This window comes from Acidobacteriota bacterium, from assembly GCA_035471785.1.
GTDB lineage: Bacteria > Acidobacteriota > UBA6911 > RPQK01 > DATIPO01 > JANQFM01.
In genome coordinates this window covers 1-20716 of sequence record DATIPQ010000151.1, presented here as the reverse complement: position 1 = coordinate 20716, position 20716 = coordinate 1, and the positions used below count along the sequence as shown (strand labels likewise).

General features: G+C 61.7%; 20 protein-coding genes. 12 read left to right on the top strand and 8 right to left on the bottom strand.

The genetic code is table 11. From position 1 onward, the window contains the following. Positions 1–2226, bottom strand: a 2226-nt coding sequence (locus tag VLU25_21595) for a vitamin B12-dependent ribonucleotide reductase (protein HSR70539.1), incomplete at its 3' end; no start/stop codon positions are given. Positions 2227–2488: 262 nt separating this feature from the next. Further along, the gene (locus tag VLU25_21590) at positions 2489–3178 is read right to left on the bottom strand and encodes a YggS family pyridoxal phosphate-dependent enzyme (GenBank protein HSR70538.1); all 690 of its coding nucleotides are present in this window, start codon (positions 3176–3178) and stop codon (positions 2489–2491) included. 62 nt (positions 3179–3240) lie between these two features. On the opposite strand from VLU25_21590, the gene tmk reads away from it, so the two are divergent. Genes tmk through ricT form a run of 3 tightly spaced genes read left to right on the top strand, consistent with a single transcriptional unit; the run spans position 3241 to position 5599 of the window. Next, positions 3241–3912 carry a dTMP kinase gene (gene tmk, locus VLU25_21585; protein ID HSR70537.1) on the top strand — a complete coding sequence of 224 codons (672 nt, stop codon included), beginning with the start codon at positions 3241–3243 and terminating at the stop codon, positions 3910–3912. Further along, the gene (holB, locus tag VLU25_21580; GenBank protein ID HSR70536.1) at positions 3909–4922 is read left to right on the top strand and encodes a DNA polymerase III subunit delta'; all 1014 of its coding nucleotides are present in this window, start codon (positions 3909–3911) and stop codon (positions 4920–4922) included. The genes tmk and holB overlap by 4 nt, the downstream gene beginning before the upstream one ends. 5 nt (positions 4923–4927) lie before the next feature. After that, the gene (gene ricT, locus VLU25_21575) at positions 4928–5599 is read left to right on the top strand and encodes a regulatory iron-sulfur-containing complex subunit RicT (GenBank protein ID HSR70535.1); all 672 of its coding nucleotides are present in this window, start codon (positions 4928–4930) and stop codon (positions 5597–5599) included. A 3-nt stretch (positions 5600–5602) separates the two neighbouring features. Here ricT and VLU25_21570 read toward each other — a convergent pair whose 3' ends face one another. Further along, positions 5603–6025, bottom strand: coding sequence for a hypothetical protein (locus VLU25_21570; protein ID HSR70534.1), 423 nt, complete (start codon positions 6023–6025; stop codon positions 5603–5605). Between the two features lie 209 nt (positions 6026–6234). On the opposite strand from VLU25_21570, the gene VLU25_21565 reads away from it, so the two are divergent. The 3 genes from VLU25_21565 to VLU25_21555 are packed head-to-tail and all read left to right on the top strand — an operon-like array spanning position 6235 to position 8233. After that, on the top strand, positions 6235–6555 hold the full coding sequence (locus VLU25_21565) for an RNA chaperone Hfq (GenBank protein HSR70533.1): 321 nt from the start codon (positions 6235–6237) through the stop codon (positions 6553–6555). A 24-nt stretch (positions 6556–6579) separates the two neighbouring features. After that, positions 6580–7548: a 4-hydroxythreonine-4-phosphate dehydrogenase PdxA gene (gene pdxA / locus VLU25_21560; GenBank protein HSR70532.1), complete on the top strand. Its 969-nt coding sequence runs from the start codon at positions 6580–6582 to the stop codon at positions 7546–7548. Positions 7549–7579: 31 nt separating this feature from the next. After that, positions 7580–8233 carry a hypothetical protein gene (locus VLU25_21555; GenBank protein HSR70531.1) on the top strand — a complete coding sequence of 218 codons (654 nt, stop codon included), beginning with the start codon at positions 7580–7582 and terminating at the stop codon, positions 8231–8233. A gap of 9 nt (positions 8234–8242) precedes the next feature. On the opposite strand, the gene VLU25_21550 is transcribed toward VLU25_21555, so the two are convergent. The 4 genes from VLU25_21550 to rfbB are packed head-to-tail and all read right to left on the bottom strand — an operon-like array spanning position 8243 to position 12121. Continuing rightward, positions 8243–9742, bottom strand: coding sequence for a leucyl aminopeptidase (locus tag VLU25_21550; protein ID HSR70530.1), 1500 nt, complete (start codon positions 9740–9742; stop codon positions 8243–8245). 3 nt (positions 9743–9745) lie between these two features. Beyond that, positions 9746–10195: an SsrA-binding protein SmpB gene (gene smpB, locus VLU25_21545; protein ID HSR70529.1), complete on the bottom strand. Its 450-nt coding sequence runs from the start codon at positions 10193–10195 to the stop codon at positions 9746–9748. Then, on the bottom strand, positions 10192–11055 hold the full coding sequence (gene rfbD / locus VLU25_21540; protein ID HSR70528.1) for a dTDP-4-dehydrorhamnose reductase: 864 nt from the start codon (positions 11053–11055) through the stop codon (positions 10192–10194). Before rfbD ends, smpB begins: the two co-directional genes overlap by 4 nt. 34 nt (positions 11056–11089) lie before the next feature. After that, complete coding sequence (gene rfbB / locus VLU25_21535) at positions 11090–12121, bottom strand: dTDP-glucose 4,6-dehydratase (GenBank protein ID HSR70527.1); 1032 nt, start codon at positions 12119–12121, stop codon at positions 11090–11092. A 338-nt stretch (positions 12122–12459) separates the two neighbouring features. Between rfbB and VLU25_21530 the strand changes: the two genes are divergently transcribed. From VLU25_21530 to bla, 3 genes are all read left to right on the top strand, one after another. After that, positions 12460–12855 (top strand): response regulator, encoded by a 396-nt coding sequence (locus VLU25_21530; GenBank protein ID HSR70526.1) that lies wholly within the window; start codon positions 12460–12462, stop codon positions 12853–12855. 31 nt (positions 12856–12886) lie between these two features. After that, entirely contained in the window at positions 12887–13636 is a 750-nt protein-coding gene (locus VLU25_21525; GenBank protein ID HSR70525.1) for a sulfite exporter TauE/SafE family protein, read from the top strand. Positions 13637–13712: 76 nt separating this feature from the next. After that, positions 13713–14720 carry a class A beta-lactamase gene (gene bla / locus VLU25_21520; protein ID HSR70524.1) on the top strand — a complete coding sequence of 336 codons (1008 nt, stop codon included), beginning with the start codon at positions 13713–13715 and terminating at the stop codon, positions 14718–14720. Here the strand turns inward: bla and VLU25_21515 are convergent. Then, positions 14717–16063: a 3-deoxy-7-phosphoheptulonate synthase class II gene (locus VLU25_21515; GenBank protein ID HSR70523.1), complete on the bottom strand. Its 1347-nt coding sequence runs from the start codon at positions 16061–16063 to the stop codon at positions 14717–14719. The genes bla and VLU25_21515 overlap by 4 nt on opposite strands. 203 nt (positions 16064–16266) lie before the next feature. Between VLU25_21515 and VLU25_21510 the strand changes: the two genes are divergently transcribed. The 3 genes from VLU25_21510 to VLU25_21500 all read left to right on the top strand — a co-directional run bounded on the left by VLU25_21510 (position 16267) and on the right by VLU25_21500 (position 20300). Further along, on the top strand, positions 16267–17046 hold the full coding sequence (locus VLU25_21510; GenBank protein ID HSR70522.1) for a C4-type zinc ribbon domain-containing protein: 780 nt from the start codon (positions 16267–16269) through the stop codon (positions 17044–17046). 64 nt (positions 17047–17110) lie between these two features. After that, on the top strand, positions 17111–18046 hold the full coding sequence (locus VLU25_21505; protein ID HSR70521.1) for a VWA domain-containing protein: 936 nt from the start codon (positions 17111–17113) through the stop codon (positions 18044–18046). A 301-nt stretch (positions 18047–18347) separates the two neighbouring features. Next, on the top strand, positions 18348–20300 hold the full coding sequence (locus VLU25_21500) for a permease (protein ID HSR70520.1): 1953 nt from the start codon (positions 18348–18350) through the stop codon (positions 20298–20300). The last annotated feature ends 416 nt before the right edge of the window (positions 20301–20716 follow it).

Here is a 20716-nt window from a genome sequence, read left to right as displayed (position 1 = left end):
CCCCACCGTCAGGTAGCCCTCGTGCCCGTTGATCGAGAACTTGTGGGTCAGCGCCTGGCGCTCGTCGGGCAGCTTGCGCCGCCGCACCCCGCGATCGGGGTCCGTGGCCGTCTTGGCCTTGTCGCGGCGCGTCGACAGCGGCTGGCTGCGCTTGCAGTTGTCGCGGTAGATCGCCACCGCCTTGAGACCGAGGCGCCACCCCTCGATGTACGCCTCCGTGATCTCTTCGACCGAGGACTCCTCGGGCATGTTGATCGTCTTCGAGATCGCGCCCGAGATGAACGGCTGCACCGCGGCCAGCATCTTGAGGTGGCCCATGTGGTGGATCGAGCGCGAGCCGTTGGCCGGCTTGAAGGCGCAGTCGAACACCGCCAGGTGCTCGTCCGCCAGGTGCGGCGCGCCCTCGATGGTGTCGTGCTCGTCGATGTACTCGACGATCGCATGCACCTCGTCCTTGGCGTAGCCCAGCCGCTTCAGCGCCACCGGCACGGTGTGGTTGACGATCTTGATCATGCCGCCGCCGACCAGCTTCTTGTACTTGACGAGAGCGATGTCCGGCTCCACGCCGGTGGTGTCGCAGTCCATCATGAAGGCGATGGTGCCGGTGGGCGCCAGCAGCGTGACTTGAGCGTTGCGATAGCCGTGCTCCTTGCCGATCTCGATGGCCTCGTCCCAGGACTCCATGGCGGCGTGGAGCAGGTTCATGGGAACCCGCGCCGAATTGATGCTGGAAAGGGCCTCGCGGTGCTTGCGGATCACGCGCATCATGGGCACCCGGTTGGTCTCGTAGCCCTCGAAGGCGCCCAGGGCCGAAGCGATCTCGGCACTGGTGCGGTAGGCTTGGCCCGTCATCAGCGCCGTGATGGAGGCGGCCAACTGACGTCCCTTTTCGCTGTCGTAGGGCAGTCCGGATGCCATCAGCAGGGCGCCCAGGTTGGCGTAGCCCAAGCCCAGGGTGCGGTACTCGTGGCTGATGCGGGTGATCTCCGGAGTCGGGTAGCGGGAGTTGTCGACGATGATCTCCTGAGCCGTGATGAGAGTGCGCACGGCGGCCCTGAAGGACTCGATGTCGAAACCGTCGTCCTCGTCGATGAACTTCATCAGGTTGAGGGAGGCCAGATTGCAGGCCGAGTTGTCGAGAAAGACGTACTCCGAGCAGGGATTGCAGGCGTTGATGGGAGCCGTGTTGGGGCAGGTGTGCCAGTCGTTGATGGTGCTGCTGTACTGCAATCCGGGGTCGCCGCAGATCCAGGTGGCTTCGGCAATCCAGCGCATCATGTCGCGGGCCTTGTAGGTTCCCGCCACCTTCTTCTCGACCCTCTCGATGGTGTTCCAGTCCTCGTCGTTCTCGTAGGCCTCCATAAAGTCGTCGGTGACGCTCACCGAGTTGTTGGCGTTCTGGAACTGGACGCTGCGGTAGGCTTCGCCGTCGATGCTGTCGTCGTAGCCCAGCTCGATCAGCTTCTGGGCTTTCTTCTCCTCCTCGGCCTTGCAGAGGATGTATTCCTTGATGTCGGGATGGTCGGCGTTGAGGATCACCATCTTGGCGGCCCGCCGGGTGGCGCCCCCGCTCTTGATGGCCCCGGCGAAACTGTCGTATCCCCGCATGAAGGAAACCGGACCGGAGGCGAATCCTCCCACCGCCAGCTTCTCGTGAGAGCCGCGGATGTTGGAGAGGTTGACGCCGGAACCCGATCCGCCCTTGAAGATGACGGCTTCCGTCCGAGCCAGCGACATGATCGAGTCCATCGAGTCGTCGACCGAATTGATGAAGCAGGCCGAGCATTGCGGATGTTCCTTGACCCCCACGTTGAATTGCACCGGCGAATTGAAGGCCGCTTTCTGGTAGAGCAGCAGATGGGTGAGTTCGTGGTTGAAGACCTCGGCGTCTTGCTCCGAGGCGAAGTAGCCGTCTTTCCTGCCCCATCCGGTGATGGTGTTGACGATGCGGCCGATGAGCTGCTTGATCGAGTGCTCGCGGTTGGACGAGCCGAGATGCCCCCGGAAGTACTTGCTGGCTACGATGTCCGTCGCACGCTGCGACCAGAACTTGGGGAACTCCAGGTCGTCCTGGCGAAAGGTGACTTTTCCAGTCTTCCAATCCTTGATCTCAGCCGTGCGCTTGTCCCATTCCACCGTATCGAAGGGATGCCTGCCGTCGCGGCTGAAATAGCGCTCGAAAACGAGGCCCTTGCCTTGCGTCTGTGTTTGCTTCTCGTTAGCCACTTTGCCTGCTTCTCTTGCCACGGCTACCTCCCCGGATTTCGAGACAGCACAGCCTGTCGAGGCGCACTTCTCTGCGAGTTATTCGATTGTTCTTCCCTCGATTAAAGGGAAGGCAATTCTAGGAAAGTAGTCTGACAAAAAGCCCTCTATATTGTTGCTCGACCTCACTAGACTACAATATCTAGTGGCTTTGTGGAACGCTATAAGCGAGGCGGAGCAGGGGTTTTAAGCCAGGAGTCCCTGGCCGATTTTTTTTCTGCGGTCATCCTCTCGGGCCGAAAATCGCGGTTCCTACGCGGACCAACGAGGAGCCCTCTTGGATGGCCACTTCGAAGTCGTGACTCATTCCCATCGACAATCCCTTCAACTCCACGCCGGTTTCATCTTCAAGACTGTCCCTCAACTCCCGCAACTGACGGAAATAGGGCCGCACGGCCTCAGGATCCTCGAGATAGGGAGGAATCGCCATCAGCCCTACCACCTGCAATGCGGGCTTTTCCGCCGCCTCTTTCACCAACCCGGCCGCGTCCTCGGGGGCGCAGCCGAATTTTTGCTCTTCTCCACCAATATTACACTGTATGTAGATTGAAATCAACCGGCCCTGTTCCTCGGCTTCGCGGCTGATTTTGCGCAGGATCTTGGGGCGTCCCACGGTCTGGATGACGTCGAAGATGCGCACCGCCCGCTTCACCTTGTTGCTTTGCAAGGGGCCGATCAAATGCCACTCCAGATCTTGGCCCGTCAGCAGCGGGATCTTTTCTTCTCCTTCTTGGACGCGGTTTTCGCCGAAGGCCTTCTGACCTGCCCCGGCGGCTTCTGCTACGATGTCCGCCGAGAAGGTCTTGGAAACCGCCAGCAGTTGGATGCCGGCGGGGTCCCGTGAGGCGTCCTGGGCGGCGTTTTCGATCCGTCGATGCACCTGCTCGAGATTGCTGCTGATGTCACGGCTCATGTCCCTTCTAATTTGGCTCTCTTGAGCCTATGAGCGCAAGTCGACAAGGCCTGAAGACGTCTATGCAAGGATTTTTCATTACATTAGAGGGCACCGAAGGCTGCGGCAAGAGCGTACAGGCCCAAATGCTGGCAGGCGAAATGAAAAGGCGCGGGATTCCTCACCTGGCCACCCACCAGCCGGGCGGGACCGCCTTCGGCAAGCAGGTGCGGGAGATCCTGCTCCACCGCGAGGGACCGGCCCGGCAGCCCATGTCGGAGTTGCTGCTCTACCTGGCTGACCGCTACCAGAACCTCAAGGAGGTCATCGAGCCGGCCCTGCAGCGCGGACTCCACGTCGTCTGTGACCGTTATCAGGACGCCACCATGGCCTATCAGGCTCATGCCCGGGGCATCGGCTTCAGGCGCGTGCAGCGCCTGGCCGAGATCCTGCAACTGCGCCAACCCGACCTGACGCTGGTTCTGGAAATCGACATCGAGGAGGGCCTGCGCCGCGCTCAAAAGCGCCAACTGGGCACCAAAGAAGAAGATTTCAGCCGTTTCGAGGAAGAAGACCTGGCCTTTCACCACAAGGTGCTGCAAGGCTACCGCCGGCTGCAAGCGGAGGAGCCCGACCGGGTACGTTTCCTGGACGCTTCAGGCAGCCCCGAGGAGGTTTTCGGGCGAGTTTGGAGGCAGGTCGAGCTGCTTGGAGTGACCGCCCGCGCCAGGCCGCAAGCGGAGGAGAAGGCATGAAGCGTCTGGCCGAACTGATCGGCAACGAGAAGACCGTCGAACTGCTTCGCGAGATGGACGAACTGCCCCAATCCTCCATCTTCGCGGGTCCGGAGGGCGTAGGGAAGAAGACCTGCGCCCTGATGCTGGCCGCCCTGGCCAATTGCCGCCGGCCGGTGCAAGCAGATCTGTGCGGGCGCTGTCCCTCCTGCATCAAGGCCGCTTCCGGCAATCATCCCGACATCCAGCTCTTCCGGCCCGAGGGCGCCAACATCAAGATCGAGACGATGCGCGAAATGAGCCGCGAGGTCCACTATCGCCCCTACGAGGGACGCCTGCGCTTCTTTCTCATCGATCAAGCCGACAGGCTCACCGATTCCGCTGCCAATTCCATTCTCAAGACCCTGGAGGAGCCTCCCTCCACCTCGCGACTGATTCTGATCACGGCCCATCCTCAAAAGCTGTTGGTCACCATCCGCTCCCGCTGCCAGACCTTTTCTTTTCAGCCCCTTTCCCGCGAGGAGATCGTGGACTGGCTCAAGCGCACCGAGGCTCCGGGAGATCCCGTTCAACGGGCCGCCTTCGCCGAAGGAAGCATCGGGACCGCCCTCGAGCTGGACCAGGAGCGCATGGCGAAAGACCGCGAACTGATGATTGGACTGCTGGAGCGGTGGACGGCGGAGCAGTCGTTCGCGCGCCTCTTCTTCCAGTGCGAGGACAAAGCCTTGCAGCCTCATCTGAAGAAAAGAGAACGGGTAACCGAGTTGTTGGACCGCCTGCAATCACTGGGAGAGGATCTTTACTTCCTCAAGATCATGACGCCCCGCAGAGTGGTCAACCAGGACATCGCCGGGCGGCTGGAAGCGGTGTCTGAACGGGTCGCACTCGACTGGATCAGCGGATTTCTTTACCATATAGCCGAGGCTCGACAGGAAGTCGAGCAGTACGTGAACCCCCTGATGTGCTTCGAAACGCTGTGGCTCAAGTGCCCCGTCAGGGCCGGTCAGGCCGCACTTTCAGGCACCCGTTGAAGACCATGCTGCAAATCGTCAGCGTCAAATATGGAGCGCCCAAGATCCACTCGGACTTCGTGGCCAGCGACGTGCCGCTGCGCTTGGGGGATCGCTGCGTCGTGACCACCGACCGGGGGGTCGAGCTGGGTATGGTGGTTGAAACCGACAGCGCCGAAAACCGCTCCATGCGAAGCGACATGCGCCACCGCAAGGTGCTGCGCCGGGCCACCGAGCGCGATCTCTACCTTTACGAGAAGAAGAACGACCGGGAGACTTCGGCCTTTGCTCTCTGCCGCCGCCGGATCGCCGTCCGCAAGCTGCCTATGAAGCTTTCCCGCGTGGAGTACATCTTCGACGGCAGCCGCGTCATCTTCTACTTTACGGCTGACGGACGCATCGATTTCCGCGAGCTGGTCAAGGACCTCGCCCGCGAGCTGCGCACCCGCATCGAGATGCGTCAGATCGGGGCCCGCGACGAAGCCAAGCTCTTAGGCGGGATGGGATGTTGCGGCACGGGCGAGAACTGTTCCTCGATGTTCCTCAAAGAGCTCAAGTCGGTAAGCGTGAAAACGGCCAAGGCTCAGGACCTGACCATCAATCCGGGCCGGCTCTCGGGCATGTGCGGACGCCTCAAGTGCTGCCTCAATTTCGAATCGGAAATGGTCAAACAAGCCAAGCAAAGAAGACGGGGCTGAGCGCTAACCCTCCGACTTCCTCTTCTGCTTCTCCCGCAACTCTTCCGCCCAGGATTGGAATTTGGGCACCAGGTCGTGGTCCGGGTTGGTGGCCTGGAAAAGCTCGCAGGCGTCAATGGCCTCCTGCCAGGATTCCATCTCGCTGAAGGATTCCACCAGCTTCTCGTAGGGCTCCGGCCAGGTGGGCAAATAGCGGATAGCCTCGCGGAAGCGGCTGGCCGCGGCCTTGTAATTCTTGCGCTTGAAGTAGAATTGGCCGATCTTGAGCGATTCCTGGGCCTGGTTGGGATCGGGCAGGATCTCTTCTTCTACCTGCTCTTTGGGCTGGTCGGCGCGGATCAGAACAGGCTTTTCGCGAGGCCGCTGCTGGGCGGCCAGGGCCGTTGTCAAGAGCGCTAGAATGACGAGGCGTATAATGCTATTCATGAAAACCCTTACCAGTCTACGGCAACTTTTTGCCCTTGTCAAAAGCTGGGCCGGAGTGTTACGCTTGGTTCAGTTTGGAAGGGCTCTCTTATACCAGTCGTCTCCATTCAATTCATTCGTCGAGACCACAGGACTTATTGGACCGGAGATTTTTGATCCGGGATTTTCAGGTTATAGATATGGCTAATCGGAAGTTAATTCGGCCTTCTTTGTCTGAGCTGCGTGATCAGACGACGGCCAAGTACGCCAACGCGCAACGCAAGAGGGTTCCACCCAAGCAGACCAACGCCGAGCAATATTACTACCTCAAGCAGATGACGGCCAAGACCCCCATGGTCGTCAAGCTGATAGACGGCGAGGAACTACGCGGGGTCATCGAGTGGTATGACGAGGATTGCATCAAGGTCAACCGCGAGGGCGACCCCAATCTGTTGGTTCCCAAACACGCCGTCAAGTACATGTACAAGGAGAACGAGGAAAACGATGGCGACGCTCAACCGGACTATGATCCCAGCGAGCGTGCCATCTGACGCCGTTTCCGTGACGCGCCGTCCATGAGCGAGCCGGTTACCGTCGCCTTTTCGATGGGAGATCCTCACGGCATCGGGCCCGAGGTCCTGCTTCGGGCCTTGGCCGCTGCCCGCTCCCAATTCCCCGAGATGCATCCCGTCGTCTTCGGGGACTCCGATTATTTGCGGGGCTTGGAAGAGGACCTCTCCATCGGGGCGGACTTGAGCCGCATCCAGATCATCCCTTGCGGACGTTACCCCTATCCGCCCCGATGGGGCAGCCTGGAAGCAGCGGCGGGCCGTTTCGCCCTGGCCAGCCTGCACGCGGCTCTGCGCTATTGCCGGCGTGAGCAGTTGGAAGTGCTGGTCACGGCTCCTTTGCACAAAGAAGCGGCCCGCCTGTCCGACCCTTCCTTCTCGGCTGGACAGACCGAGTTGGTGGGTTCTTATTTTCCAGGCAGCCGCCCCGTGATGGCCTTTTTCTCGGGGCAGATGAAGGTGGTGCTGGCCACGGCGCACATCCCCCTGCGCGAGGTCGCCCAACAGCTTTCGGTCCCCGAGATCGTGCGCCGCGGCGAGCTCTTTTACCGGGCTCTGGAACGACTCGGCGACAACCCGCGCCTGGCCGTCTGCGGACTCAATCCCCATGCTTCTGAAGGAGGCCTCTTCGGCGACGAGGAGGCCAGGATCGTCACGCCGGCGGTAGAAGAGCTGTCGCGCCGCCTCGGCCCAGAAGCCGTCAGCGGACCTTTTCCTCCTGATACCATCTTCCGTGAAGTGCTGGCGGGAGAGTTCCAGGGAGCCCTGGCCCTCTATCATGATCAGGGGCTGATTCCGCTGAAGTTGGTGGCCTTCGAGAGCGCCGTCAACGTCTCCTTGGGTTTGCCCATCGTCCGCACTTCGCCAGATCACGGCACGGCCTTCCCCATCGCCGGCCAGGGACGGGCCGACGGCCGCAGCATGCTGGAAGCCGTGCGTTGGGGATTGCGTCTGCGGGGAACATCGCAGCCGTGAGATCCGTACGGGTTAGGCGAGAGGAGAATGGATGACTACGGCGACGGTACCACGCAAAGCGGAGATTGGCGACTGGATGGGGCGGGCTTGGGACTGGCTGGCCGACGATTTCCTCAATTTCCTGCTGGTGGGTTTCTTCGCCGCTCTCCTGCTGGGAGTCAGTTCCGGTCTCTTGGCGGGTCCGGTGCTCAACGGACTGGCCCTGACCAGTCTCTCCAAGGGCCGTAAGGAAAGCGTCCAGCTCAGCCGTTTCTTCGACGGATTCCGCTTTCCCGACATCGTCTGGGCCTTGGTGGCCTCTCTGGTTATCTTCCTGCTGGTCATGGTGGGACTCGTCTTTTTGATCGTACCGGGAATGGTGATCGGGGCCATGTACTCGCTCACCTTCCACTACATCGTGGACGAGAAGCGCGATTTTTGGGACGCCATGGAAGCCAGCCGGCGCTTCATCGCTCAGGACTACTTCGGCTGGACGGCCTTTGCCGCTCTGCTGGCGGGAATCAACCTGATCGGACTTTCGGTGGCCGGAATAGGCACCATCTTCACTCTGCCTTACTCGGCGCTGGCCGTCACCGCCGCCTATCTCTCCCAGGAAGGCGAGGCTCTGCCGCCGCCGCCGCCCAGCCCTTCCTCCGGCCAACAGCCGCCGCCGCCGCCCGACAGTTCTCCGATCGTGATCGATTGACGGTCGGTCTCACCCGGCCGCGGTTGAGTCGACGGGGTAGAGGCTGACGAATTCCACCAGTATCCGGGTGCCGAAGCCGGTTGCGCCTTTAAGAGGCGCCGACTTGTCGTAGGAATCGACCCCCGCCATATCGATGTGGGCCCAGGGAAGGTCGCCCACGAACTCCTCCAGGAACTTGGCGGCCGTTACGGCTCCTCCCCATCGTCCCCCCACGTTCTTTATGTCGGCGATATCGCTTTCCAGCAGCTTGCGGTACCCCTTGTCCAGGGGAAGCCTCCAAAGCAGTTCGCTGGAGCGGCGGGCGGCTTCCCGCAGGTTTCCGTAGACTCCCTCATGGTTGGCGAAGACGCCGGCTCTGATGTGGGCCAGTGCCACCACGCAGGCTCCTGTCAAGGTGGCGATGTCGACGATGGCCGCCGGCTTGTAGCGGTGAGCGTAGGTGAGGGCATCGGCCAGAATCAGGCGTCCCTCGGCATCGGTGTTGAGCACCTCGATGGTCTTGCCGCTGAGGGAGCGCACGATATCGCCCGGCCGCTGGGCCCGTCCGCTGACCATGTTTTCTACCGTGGGGATGAGTCCGATGACGTTCTTTTTCACCCCCAGCCGCGCCACTGCCTGCATGGCCGCCAGCACGGCGCAGGCTCCCGACTTGTCGACTTTCATGTCTTCCATGGCCGAGGGCGGTTTGAGGGAGTATCCTCCGCTGTCGAAGGTCACGCCTTTGCCCACCAGCACGATGGGTGCGTCGCCATCGCCCCCGCCGTGATGCTTGAGAATGATGAAGCGGGCCGGTTCGTCGCTTCCCCGGGCCACCGCCAAGGCGGCCTGCATCCCTTCCTTCTCCATCTCGGGCTCGCCCAGGACCTCGATGGACAAGCCGTATTTCTCGGCCGTCGTGCGGGCCTCCTCAGCCAACTTGGGAGGATTGATGCGGTTGCCCGGCTGGTTGACCAGATAGCGGGCATAGTTGGTGCATTCGGCCAGAATCCTGCCCCTCTGCAGCATCTCTTCGATTTGCTCCCGTTGCTCGGCTTGGGGCGTGACGAAAAGGATCTCTTCGAGGAAGTTCTTGCTGCGTTCGCTGGTCTTGAAATCGTCTCCGCTGTAGGTGGCCAGAAGCACGCCCTCCACGGCGGCTTGGGCGGCCACAGGAGCGTCAACCCGGCTGCGGCGGTAGAAGGCGACCCGCTTCAGGTTGTAGCTCTTGACCGTGTTGGCTGCCACCATGGCCACTTGCCGGATGGTATCCAGATCGTACTTGTCCTGCTCTCCCCCGCCTACCAGGATCAGCCGCCGCATGGAAAGCCCGGCGGGACGGTAAATGACCGTGCAATCCCCTGTCTTGCCCTTCCACTCCTCATTGTCGCGGACTTCCTTGAGAAGCCCGTCCAAACGGGCGTCGATTTCGCTCAGGACACCGCTGGCGTAGTCGTCGTCTTGAAAAACCGGCAGGATCATCGCATCGCACTCGACCTTGTCCCAAGTGGTCTGCACTAATTCGATCTTCATGGTCTACCTTCTTTTGAGCTCCGCTTCGATCTCGCGTTCCAGGGTCTTGCGGCGAGCCGTTTCGCGCTTGTCATGCAGCTTCTTCCCGCGTCCCACCGCCAGATCCAACTTGGCCTTGCCGTTGGAGAGATAAAGCGCCAGCGGTATCAAGGTGAGGCCCTTTTGCTCGACTTTGCCGACCAACTGGTGGATCTCCCGCCGGTGCAGCAACAACTTGCGGGACCGTATAGGGTCGTGGTTGTGAATGTTGCCGTGGGAGTAGGGGCTGATATGGCAGCCTTCCAGCCAGACCTCTCCATTATGAATGCGGGCAAAACTCTCCTTGAGGTTCACGCGGCCCTCGCGGATCGACTTGATCTCGGTTCCCTGCAGCACCAAGCCGGCTTCCAGGGTCTCCAGGATATCGTATTCGAATAGAGCTTTCTTGTTTTTGACGATCAGCTTGCGGCTCACGTCTTCTCCCCTAAGTAGGCTCGCAGTGCCTTTTTCCAGGACCGAAGGGGTTCCCAGCCCAGGCGGCGCAGCCCGGCATTGTCGAGCACCGAGTAAGGCGGGCGGTCGACCCGCTGCCGGCCCTCGCCGGGAGGGTACTTTCGCTCGAACTCCTCGGTGGTGACGGCAGTTACGGTGGTTTCCAGGCCTTTGCAGGCAACGATTTCGCGAACCATTTCATAGCGGCTGCAGTGGCCGCTGTTGGTGACATGATAGGTGCCGAGGCAACCTTCTTCGACAAGCCGCAAGATCATGTGGGCCAAGTCCTCAGTCCAAGTCGGCGAGCCGCGTTGGTCGGCGACGACGTCGATTTGAGGCTTTCTCTGAGCAAGCGCCAGCATTGTATCAACAAAATGCTTGCCGCCGGCTCCGTAGAGCCAACTGGTGCGGACGATCAAGTGACGGGGGCAGTATTGGCGGATCAACTCCTCTCCCGCCCACTTGCTCTCGCCATACACGTTGATGGGGTTGGGGGTGTCATCCTCGCGGTAGGCTCGTCCCGCCTCTCCGTCGAAGACGTAGTCGGTGCTGACCGAAAGGAGGCGGCAGCCGGCGGCATTACAGGCCACCGCCAGATTGCGGCACCCTTCCGCGTTGGCGGCAAAGGCCTGCTCGCGCTCCCTTTCGGCTTGGTTGACGGCCGTGTAGGCCGCCGCGTTGAGCAGCCAGTCGAACCCGCCCGCCCTCACGTCTGACTGGACGGCTTCGGCGTCCTCGATGTCCAACTGGCTGTGCCTCCAGCAGGTCAGGTCGTGGAGCCTGAAAGCCCCTTGCAAAGCTTGGCCCAGCATGCCTCCCGCGCCGGTTATGGCCACCTTCATGCCTTATCTCCTCACGGCCTGGGCGGCCTCGCATTCATTCCAGCGCGGAAAGGGTCTGGTCACGCTCTTCGTACATCCGCTTGTAGTAGTTCTGGTATTCGCCGCTGCGGACCTGATCTACCCAATCCCGGTGGCTGCTATACCAGGCCACGGTCTGCCGCAACCCTTCCTCGAAGTCAATTCGGGGACGCCAGCCCAGGCTCTTTCGCGTGAAGCCGGCGTCGATGGCATAGCGGCGGTCGTGGCCTGGGCGGTCCTTGACGAACTTAATCAGGGATTCGGGCTTGCCCACCTCGGTCAGTATGCGCTTGACGATGTCGATGTTCTTCTCTTCCCGGTTGGCGCCGATGTTGTAAACGGCTCCGCTGCGTCCTTTCAACAGGGCCAAATGCAGCGCCCGGCAGTGGTCTTCGACATGGATCCAGTCGCGCGTGTAGAGTCCGTCTCCGTAAACCGGCAGCGGCTTGTTTTGCAGGGCGTTGAGCAGCATCAGGGGAATGAGCTTCTCGGGGAACTGGTAGGGTCCGTAGTTGTTGCTGCAGCGGGTGACGACGGTGTCCAGCTTGAAGGTTTCGTGGTAGGAGCGCACCAGCAAGTCGGCCGCGGCCTTGCTGGCCGCGTAAGGGCTATTGGGCCGCAGGGGCGAGTCCTCCCGAAAAGCTCCTTGGGGACCCAGCGATCCGTAGACCTCGTCCGTGGAAACCTGGAGAAAACGTCCCACCTTGTGACGCCGGGCGGCTTCCAGCAGCACCTGAGTACCGGTTACGTTGGTGCGGACGAAGGAGGAAGCGTCCTCGATGCTGCGGTCGACGTGCGATTCGGCGGCGAAGTTGAGAACCGCGTCGGGTACCGGGTCCATGCAGGCTTCCACTGCATCGGCGTCGGTGATGTCGCCCTTGACGAACCGGTAGCGCGAGTCCTCGCTGACATCCGCCAGATTGCCCAAGTTTCCGGCGTAGGTCAGGGCATCCAGATTGACGATCTGCCAGCCGGGCCGCTGGGAGAGGATATGCCTCACGAAGTTGGACCCGATGAATCCGGCTCCACCGGTCACTAGAATTCTCATGATTGCTTTCCTCGCTCCAAGTGCCTTGCGGCCAAAACGCCAGAGTCCTATGGTAAAACAGCGGCGTTTTTGAAGCGGCCATCATACCGAATCGCCTCGGGGAGAAGCAATTTTTGGGACAGTTAAAACTCAAGATGCTTGTCTTTATTCCTGAGACTTTCCGTTCTTGGCACAGGCTCCTGGTCGGTGAGCGCATTGCAGCAGCCATTGGGTTTGTGTTTTAATTTCGGGCACAGGGACGCCTCAACGATTCGAGTCTGTAGACCAACCGGGGAACCTGGTCCGCATTCCAAGCGACGCTGGGAAGAATCGTTGGGCGCCCACATTCGCCAGAGGGCATGTTGGAAGCCGCAAGAAAAATCAAGGGGAAGACGGTCCTCGTCGTCGAGGACGAAGCCAGCGTGCGCGAGCTCGTGGGAGAAGTGCTGCAGCGCAACGGCTACGATGTTCTCAAGGCCGCTAACGGTACTCAGGCCATGGAGATCGCAACGCGCAGCGAAGCCATTGAGCTGGTGCTGACCGACCTGGAGATGCCTGATGTCACGGGCGTTGAGTTGGCTAGCCGCCTGCGGGCTTTTCAGCCTGCCGTCAAAGTCCTGCTGATGTCGGGCTACAGTTACAACCTGTTGAGCGACCGGGGCCTGCTGGAGCCGGGGACGGCGCTGCTGGAAAAGCCCTTCAACACCTCCACCTTGCTGCGCAAAGTGAGTCAGATCTTGCGGCCTCAGAGCTGAGCATGGTGTCAAGGCCGAGAGAGATCCCTTCATGGCGGACTGGACCTCCTACTTCATTCTCTTCGCCGGCGGACTGGTGGCGGGGGCCCTCAACGTGGTGGCCGGAGGCGGATCTTTTCTCACCTTGCCCTTGCTGATCTTCTTGGGACTCCCGGCCGACGTGGCCAACGGCACCAACCGGGTCGGCATTCTGGCCCAGAACGTGGGCGCCGTGTGGGGATTCCACCGCTACCGGGTCCTGCCCTGGACCTTTCTGCTGCTGGCCGGCTTGCCATCCATGGCCGGTGCCGCCCTGGGAGCCGCTCTGGCCCTCTGGATTTCGCCCGAAAGCTTCAAGAACATCCTGGCCTTCTTGATGGTGGCGGTCAGCTTGTGGACCCTCTGGGACCCTCTCAGCGGGCTCAAGCCCGATCCTGCCTTCAGCCGTCGCCGGCGGGCACTGCTGGCGGGGGCCTTTTTTGTGGCCGGCGTCTATGGAGGATTCGTCCAAGCCGGGGTGGGATTCCTGCTTTTGGCGGCAACCACGCTGGCCGGGCTGGATCTGGTGCGCGGCAACGCCGTCAAGGTTCTCAGCGTGCTTCTCTTCACTTTCGTTTCCTTAGCGATCTTCGTGTGGCAGGGCAAGGTGCTGTGGGAGCCGGGATTGAGCCTCGCCGCCGGGACGGTGGCGGGAGGGTTGGCGGGAGTGCGCCTTACCGTCCTCCAAGGACACGCCTGGATCCGCTGGGTCGTCACCCTGACCATCCTGGCCTTCGCCTTCAAGCTGCTCTGGAGTTATTGAACCGTTGTATGCTTAAGCAATGGCAACGGGAAAATCGAAGATAAGACTCCGGGTGCGCCTGCTGGCGGCCGCAACGATGCTTTTGTTCTCTTCCTCCGCCTTGGGCCAGGATCTGGGCCAGGCCCGAATCGAAGAAGAATTGCGCCGCCTTTCCCTGGCTGCGGGCGGAACCGTGGGAGTGGCTGCTGTCCACATCCCCAGCGGAGAGAAAGTCTCGTTGCACTCCTCCCAGCGGTTTCCCATGGCCAGCACCTACAAGATCGCTATCGCAGTGGCTCTGCTGCGCAAGGTGGAAGCGGGAGAGTTGACCTTGCAGGAGAGGGTGGAGTTGAAAGAGACCGATCTGCGGCCCGGCAGCGGAACCATCGCCTCGCACCTTAAACACCCTGGTGTTGTCCTTCCCTTGTCTAATCTGCTGGAACTGATGCTGATCCTCTCCGACAATTCGGCCACCGACCTGGTGCTGGCCAAGGCCGGAGGTCCTCAGGCGGTGACCGCAGCGCTGCGTGAATTGGGAGTGGAGGAGGTGCGGATCGATCGTCCCACCCTGCAACTGATCGCCGACTGGGCCGGTGTCGAACTGCCTTCCCAGGTCATCGCCGCCGACAGCTTCGTACAGCTCTTCGAAGCCGTAACGCCTTCAGACAGGCAAAAGGCTGCCGCCGCCTTCGCCCAGGATCCGCGGGATACCGCCACCCCTCAAGGGATGGTGCGGCTTCTGATGAGCATCCAGGCGGGAGAGGCCCTCAATGCCGACCATACAGCCCTGCTGCTCGACATCATGAGGCGTTGCGAAACCGGGCCGGGCCGCATCAAGGGCCTGCTTCCCCCCTACGCCGAAACGGCTCACAAGACCGGGACCATCGGCGGCGTCACCAACGACGTGGGCATCCTGACCTTGCCCGGTCAAGGGGGCCAGATTGCTCTGGCCATCTTCATCAGGGACTCGCAACTGGAGCTGCCGGCGCGTGAGGCGGCCATCGCCCAGATGGCCCGAGCCGTCTACGACTACTTCCTCTTCGCGGCGCCCCATGAGCACCGACAAGAGGGAGATCCCGCGACCGAGCAGAAGCCTCCCCGCTAATTCTTCATCCGGTCGGCGATCAGAAAGGCCAGTTCCAGCGACTGCTCGTAATTCAGCCGCGGATCGACGCTGGTCTTGTAGGCCCGCTTGAGATCTTCCTCGGTGAGGTTGCGGGCGCCGCCCAGGCATTCGGTGACGTTTTCGCCCGTCAGCTCGCAGTGGATGCCGCCCAAATAGCTGCCCAGGTCGGCATGAATCTCGAAAGCCGAATTGACCTCCGACAGGATGTCCTGGAAGTTGCGGGTCTTGACGCCTTCCGATGTCTTGCGGGTATTGCCGTGCATGGGATCGCAGCACCAGACCACCGACCGGCGCGTCCGCCGCACTGCTTCCACCAGTTGCGGCAGGCAGTTCTCGATTTTTTTGGCTCCGAAGCGGTGAATGAGGACCATGCGTCCGGGCTGGTCGAGGGGATTGAGGATTTCCAGCAGTTCGATCAGTTCTTCGGGCGTCATGCTGGGGCCCACCTTCATGCCGATGGGATTGACAATGCCCCGGAAGTATTCCACATGAGCCCCTTGGGGATCGCGGGTGCGGTCGCCGATCCAGGGCAGGTGGCAGGAGAGGTTGTACCAGCCGGGACGCCGCGGGACGCGCCGAGTTTGGGCCTGTTCGTAGTGCAGATGCAGCCCTTCATGGCTGGTAAAGAAGTCGACCCGGTTGATGTCGCCCATGTTGGCGCCGGTCAGGGTCTGCACGAAGCGCATCGACTCGCCGATGGATTCGGCCACCCGCTGGTACTCGGCGGCCTGCTCGGAGAGGGACGCGAATCCCAGGTCCCAGTATTCGGGATGGTGCAGGTCGGCGAAGCCTCCGTCCACCAGCGAACGGATGAAGTTGAGCGTCATGGCCGAATGCTCGAAGGCCCTGAGCAGTCGCTTGGGATCGGGGCGTCTCGACTCTTCGTCGGCTTCGATGGCGTTGATGCTGTCTCCCCGGTAGGACGGCAGTTCCTGCCCTTCCACGACTTCGGTGTCCGAAGAGCGGGGTTTGGCGTACTGTCCGGCGAAGCGCCCCACCCTGATGACGCGCCTGCGGCTTCCGTGGGAGATGACCAGACTCATCTGCAAGAGGATCTTCAGCTTGTTGGCGATAATCGACGATTCGCATTCGTTGAAGACCTCGGCGCAATCGCCTCCTTGCAGCAGAAAGCGCTCTCCCCGCGAAGCCTCTGCCAGTTGAGACTTGAGGGTTTCCACTTCCCAACTGGTGACCAGGGGCGGACGCTTGGCCAACTCCTTCAAGCTCTCTTCGAGCTCTTGAGTGTCGGAATACTTCGGCTGCTGAAGGGCCGGCCGTTCCTTCCAGGAATCGGGCGCCCAAGTGGCTATCGACACGCTCATGACACTTACCTCGCTTCGGGCGGAAGCTTTTAATCTACTGCAAGCGCCGCCAAAGTTCCACCCGTTGGGAGTTTGTTGGGAGTTGGGATTTGAAGGTTGGCTCTTCGCCATGCGGGGCCGGTATGTTGCGCAGCGGGGCCCTGTGGTGTTTTAATGGCACCCTTCCGCAGGCGCGTATGCCTGACGGTTGAGCGAGATGAGACATGCCCGTCGTGAATCCAGAGCTTGAGCAACTGAGACGATTTCAGTCGGCGGATCTGAAGATTCGCGAACTGCAAGACAAGACCGCCCAGATTCCTCAAGAAATCGCCGATCTCGATCAACTTCTGGACGACGACCGCCAGGCCGTCCAGCAGGCCGAAGAACGGTTGCAGGAGGCCCGCGCGCGGCGCAAGTCGCTGGAGCTCGAGGTGGACCAGCACAAGGAGAAGCGGCGCAAGAGCAAGACGCAGCTCATGGAGGTCAAGTCCAACAAGGAGTATCAGGCCATGCTCCACGAAATCGCCGCGGCCGACAAGACCATCTCCGACAAAGAGGACAAGATCCTGGAAGTGATGCTGGACATCGACGACCTCAAGGAAGACCTCGCCGCGGCTCAATCCAAGCTGGAGCGGGAAAAGCGGATGGTGGAGAAGCGGCGCCGGCAAATGAAAGCCTTCGGCGTCGAGGCCGAGCAGAAGATCGCTCAGCTCGAAGAACGCAAGGAGAAGCTGTTGGGCTCCATTCCCAGCGATCTCATGAATCTCTATCATCGCATCGCCGAAGCCCACAACGGCATGGGGATGGCGGAATTGCGCGACCGCACCTGCCAGGCCTGCAACGTGACTCAGCGTCCCCAGCTCATCGCCGACCTAAGGGCCGGACGAGGCATCGCCAAGTGCGAGAGCTGCAAACGCATCCTTTATATCGTGCCTCCTGCCCAAAAGACTCCCTCTGAAACGTCCGAGGCCGAGCAGGCCGGCGACGGCAACGCCGCCTCCTGAGCGCGCAGCGCGGAGGAAAGGCGCTTTCGACAAACTTTCCCGCGATCTAGTACTCTTAAGTGATATGAAAGTCCTGCTGAGCAGCCTCATGACGGGCATCCTCTCTCTATCTCTCCTGTCCGCTCAGGAGCCGGAAGAGGATTTACCCAAGCCGCTGATCACCTCGCGCGTCGACGTGGTCAACGTTCTGGCCACCGTCCGCAAAGGCGACCGCGAATATGTCGCCAATTTGTCCCGCCACGACTTCACCGTCTACGAGGATGGAGTTCCCCAGGAGATCGAGTTTTTCAGCTACCAGGCTGGGGAGGATGCCCAACCGCTGACGGTGGTTCTGGCCATGGACACCTCGGGCAGCGTCAAGGACAAGCTCGAGTTCGAACGCATGGCGGCCATGGAGTTCTTTAACGGCACCCTGCGTCCCAACACCGATTTGGCGGCCCTGGTGCAGTTCGACAGCGAAATCAACTTGGTTCAGGACTTCACCTTCGACCTGCCCGTGCTGGAAAAGGCCCTGGGCAGCGTGCGGGCCGGCGGGCACACCAAGCTCTACGACGCCATATACCTGTCGGTGGATGAAATGCTGCGGCACCAGTTCGGACGGCGCGTCCTGGTGGTGCTCTCGGACGGCAGGGACACCGCCAGCAGCTACAGCCGGGAAGAGGCCATCCGAAAGGCTCAAGAAGAAGACGTGGTCATTTTCGGCATCGGAGTGGAGGGGCCGCAAAGCAATCCCGACTTCGGAGCCCTGGAGGACATGTCCAAGGCTACCGGCGGTGATTTCTTCAAGTCCAAGGTACAGTTGGCCCGCCTGCGCGACGCCTTCAGCCGCATCAACGCGGAAATCAAGAACCAGTACAGCATCGGCTACGTTTCCTCCAACACGCGCAACGACGGGAAGTTCAGGGAGATCGAAGTCAAGGTGCGGCGCGGAGGCGTCAAGGTCAAGCATCGCGAGGGCTACTACGCTCCCAGCGCCTTCGCCGACAGCGGCAGCCAGTAACCGGTCCCTGACCTTCGCACCAACCACCCCCTGCCCTCCATAGCAACTCATCGTATTGAACTGCAAGTCCGGGCTCGCTGAAGGCGAGCGATTCATCAGCCCAGGGCGCGACCCGGGGTATGGAATCCTGGAGCAATCAAACACTGAAAGTGTGAGATAACGCTGTATGCCTCCCCCGCTTACACCTGCGACTCGCGCCGGCTGCGGACGCGCAGCGTCCACGTGCATGATGCAGCTCCGCATCGAGGGCGCCGGCCGACGAGTTGAACCTGAAAGCGGCTTCGTGCCAGGATGATCAACCATGGTGTTGTTGGCGGCTAGTATCGTTGCGCTCTTTGCCGGGCCATTGCTTTATCCGCAGCTCAGCCGCCGGCGCGAAATGCGGGCGGTCTTGGACGGCTTTATTTTCGTCACCATCTCAGGACTGGTGCTGCTCAGCGTTCTGCCCGACCTCATCGCCCAGGGCGGATGGACGGTGCTGCTTTTCGCCGCCATCGGAATGATGGGACCTACTCTTCTGGAGGGCATGTCCCGCCGTATCCGGCACGAGGCCCACCTGGCGGCCATTATCCTGGGTCTGGTGGGGCTCGGACTGCACGCCATGGCGGATGGGGCGGCATTGGTGGAAGCGTCCCACGGCGGGTCGTTCAGCATGCTGGCCCTGGCCGTTGTTCTCCATCGCTTTCCCGTGGGACTCACGATCTGGTGGCTGCTGCGTCCCGAGTCGGGGGTCAAAGTACGCTACTTGGTGCTCCTTTTGATGAGCGCGGGCACGGTGGCGGGATTCATGGCCGGGGATTGGATTAGCAGCGGCTTCAGCGGCCAGGGCATGGTTTGGTTTCAGGCCGTCGTGGCCGGCTCGCTGCTGCACGTGGTCTTTCACCGTCCTCATGGCGAGGCTTATCCCGAGGGATATCAGGGAACAGGCGGGGGGCATGGCCGCCATCTCTCGCCGCGCTACGAAGGAGCAGGGGCTCTTGCGGGCGTGGTGCTGCTCCTTTTGCTGGCTTCGGGAAGCGCTCACGCCCACCAGGCGGCCTCCACCCCCGAAGTGGCCGAAACCTTCTACCATCTGGCTTTGGAGAGCGCTCCGGCATTGCTTTTGGCCTATCTGATGGCTGGGCTGATCACCGCCTTCGTGCCCGCTTCTTCCATCGCCTGGACACAGCGGGGATCGTCGGTTTCGCAATCGCTGCGCGGCATGGCGGTGGGGTTGCCGATTCCCATCTGCTCCTGCGGCGTGGTGCCTCTCTACCGCACCCTGGTCCAGCGAGGAGCCCCGCCTACGGCGGCCATGGCCTTCCTGGTGGCGACCCCGGAATTGGGCCTGGACGCCGTCCTCATCTCGATTCCTCTGCTGGGCGGAAAGATGACCATCGCCCGCGTCATCGGCGCCGCTTTGGCCGCCTTCCTGGTGGGATGGCTGGTAGGACGCTGGACTCAGCGCCACGCCCGGCCTCAGGCAAGCGCTTCGGCCTCCGGGGAAGTCACCCGAGACTGGGAGGGAGGCTCGGCCGAGCGCCAGAGTGCCCGATTGTCAGCCGACTCAGAAGCGGCCGACAGTTGTCGGTCCTCTCAATCCGGTTGCTCGGATTGCGGGGACGAAGAGGTCCTCGAAAGCCGTGAGCCCCAGGCCGAATCCGTCCAGGACCCGGCGGGCCTGGCCTCCAAGCCTCTGAGCGAGCGCTTCCGCTACGGCCTGCGTTCGGGGACCCTGGAGTCGGTCGACCACACCCTGCCCTGGATTCTGGCGGGACTGGCGGTGGCCGCCTTCGCCCAGCCTCTTCTCAGCGGCGGCTGGATGACCTCGGTCCCCGGCGCTCTTCAGATTCTCTTCTTCGCCTTGGTGGGAATGCCGACCTACGTCTGCGCCTCGGGCGCCACTCCGCTGGTGGCGGTGCTCTTGGCTCAGGGCGTCTCTCCCGGCGCCGCCCTGGCCTTCCTGCTCACCGGGCCGGCCACCAACGTCACCACCTTCGGCGTCCTCTCCAGCATGCACGGACGCCGCGCTTCGCTCCTCTTCAGCACCTCGATGGTCGCTATCTCTGTAGCCCTGGGCCTGGCCACCAACCAGCTCATCCCCAACATCCAGCCCCCGCCTTTGGGAACCACCCACGCCGAATGGCTCACCCTCCTGCAAGAAGTCTCGCTAGCCGGCTTGGCCCTGCTGGCAGGCTATTCCATCCTCCGCCGCGGCGCCCGCGCCTTCGCCGCCGAAGTCTTCGGCTCCCTGGTCCGCTCCCACTCCCACTAGGGCCACTAGGTGGCCAGCAAGTTCACACACGAATCAAGTTTCAGCGACCGCGCTGAAGGGCCAATTGCTCTCGGCGGTATGAGGCTGCTCGCTACGGCCACTAGGTGGCCAACAAGTTCACACACCTGTCAGGTTTTAGCGACCGCGCTGAAGGCCCGATTGCTCTCGCCGGTATGAGGCTGCTCGCTACGGCCACTAGGTGGCCAACAAGTTCACACACCTGTCAGGTTTTAGTGACCGCGGTGAAGGCCCGATTGCCCTCGGCGGTATGAGGCTGCTCGCTACGACTGGTGCTGCCGGTCATAAGTTCTGAGCCAGGGCCCTCCGTTCTTGTCCCTGACAGGGACAGATTCGCCAGCCCAGGGTCAGCCCCGGCGAGCGCCAGCGAGACGGCGGCGCCACCCTGGGTTTCGGAA

Bases quoted from the DNA above. Each gene is read 5' to 3' on its own strand.
- VLU25_21590 (HSR70538.1), bottom strand. From the start codon at position 3,178: ATGAGCCGTGACATCAGCAGCAATCTCGAGCAGGTGCATCGACGGATC.
- tmk (HSR70537.1), top strand. From the start codon at position 3,241: ATGCAAGGATTTTTCATTACATTAGAGGGCACCGAAGGCTGCGGCAAG.
- holB (HSR70536.1), top strand. From the start codon at position 3,909: ATGAAGCGTCTGGCCGAACTGATCGGCAACGAGAAGACCGTCGAACTG.
- ricT (HSR70535.1), top strand. From the start codon at position 4,928: ATGCTGCAAATCGTCAGCGTCAAATATGGAGCGCCCAAGATCCACTCG.
- VLU25_21570 (HSR70534.1), bottom strand. From the start codon at position 6,025: ATGAATAGCATTATACGCCTCGTCATTCTAGCGCTCTTGACAACGGCC.
- pdxA (HSR70532.1), top strand. From the start codon at position 6,580: ATGAGCGAGCCGGTTACCGTCGCCTTTTCGATGGGAGATCCTCACGGC.
- VLU25_21555 (HSR70531.1), top strand. From the start codon at position 7,580: ATGACTACGGCGACGGTACCACGCAAAGCGGAGATTGGCGACTGGATG.
- VLU25_21550 (HSR70530.1), bottom strand. From the start codon at position 9,742: ATGAAGATCGAATTAGTGCAGACCACTTGGGACAAGGTCGAGTGCGAT.
- rfbD (HSR70528.1), bottom strand. From the start codon at position 11,055: ATGAAGGTGGCCATAACCGGCGCGGGAGGCATGCTGGGCCAAGCTTTG.
- rfbB (HSR70527.1), bottom strand. From the start codon at position 12,121: ATGAGAATTCTAGTGACCGGTGGAGCCGGATTCATCGGGTCCAACTTC.
- VLU25_21530 (HSR70526.1), top strand. From the start codon at position 12,460: ATGTTGGAAGCCGCAAGAAAAATCAAGGGGAAGACGGTCCTCGTCGTC.
- VLU25_21525 (HSR70525.1), top strand. From the start codon at position 12,887: ATGGCGGACTGGACCTCCTACTTCATTCTCTTCGCCGGCGGACTGGTG.
- bla (HSR70524.1), top strand. From the start codon at position 13,713: ATGCTTTTGTTCTCTTCCTCCGCCTTGGGCCAGGATCTGGGCCAGGCC.
- VLU25_21515 (HSR70523.1), bottom strand. From the start codon at position 16,063: ATGAGCGTGTCGATAGCCACTTGGGCGCCCGATTCCTGGAAGGAACGG.
- VLU25_21510 (HSR70522.1), top strand. From the start codon at position 16,267: ATGCCCGTCGTGAATCCAGAGCTTGAGCAACTGAGACGATTTCAGTCG.
- VLU25_21505 (HSR70521.1), top strand. From the start codon at position 17,111: ATGAAAGTCCTGCTGAGCAGCCTCATGACGGGCATCCTCTCTCTATCT.
- VLU25_21500 (HSR70520.1), top strand. From the start codon at position 18,348: ATGGTGTTGTTGGCGGCTAGTATCGTTGCGCTCTTTGCCGGGCCATTG.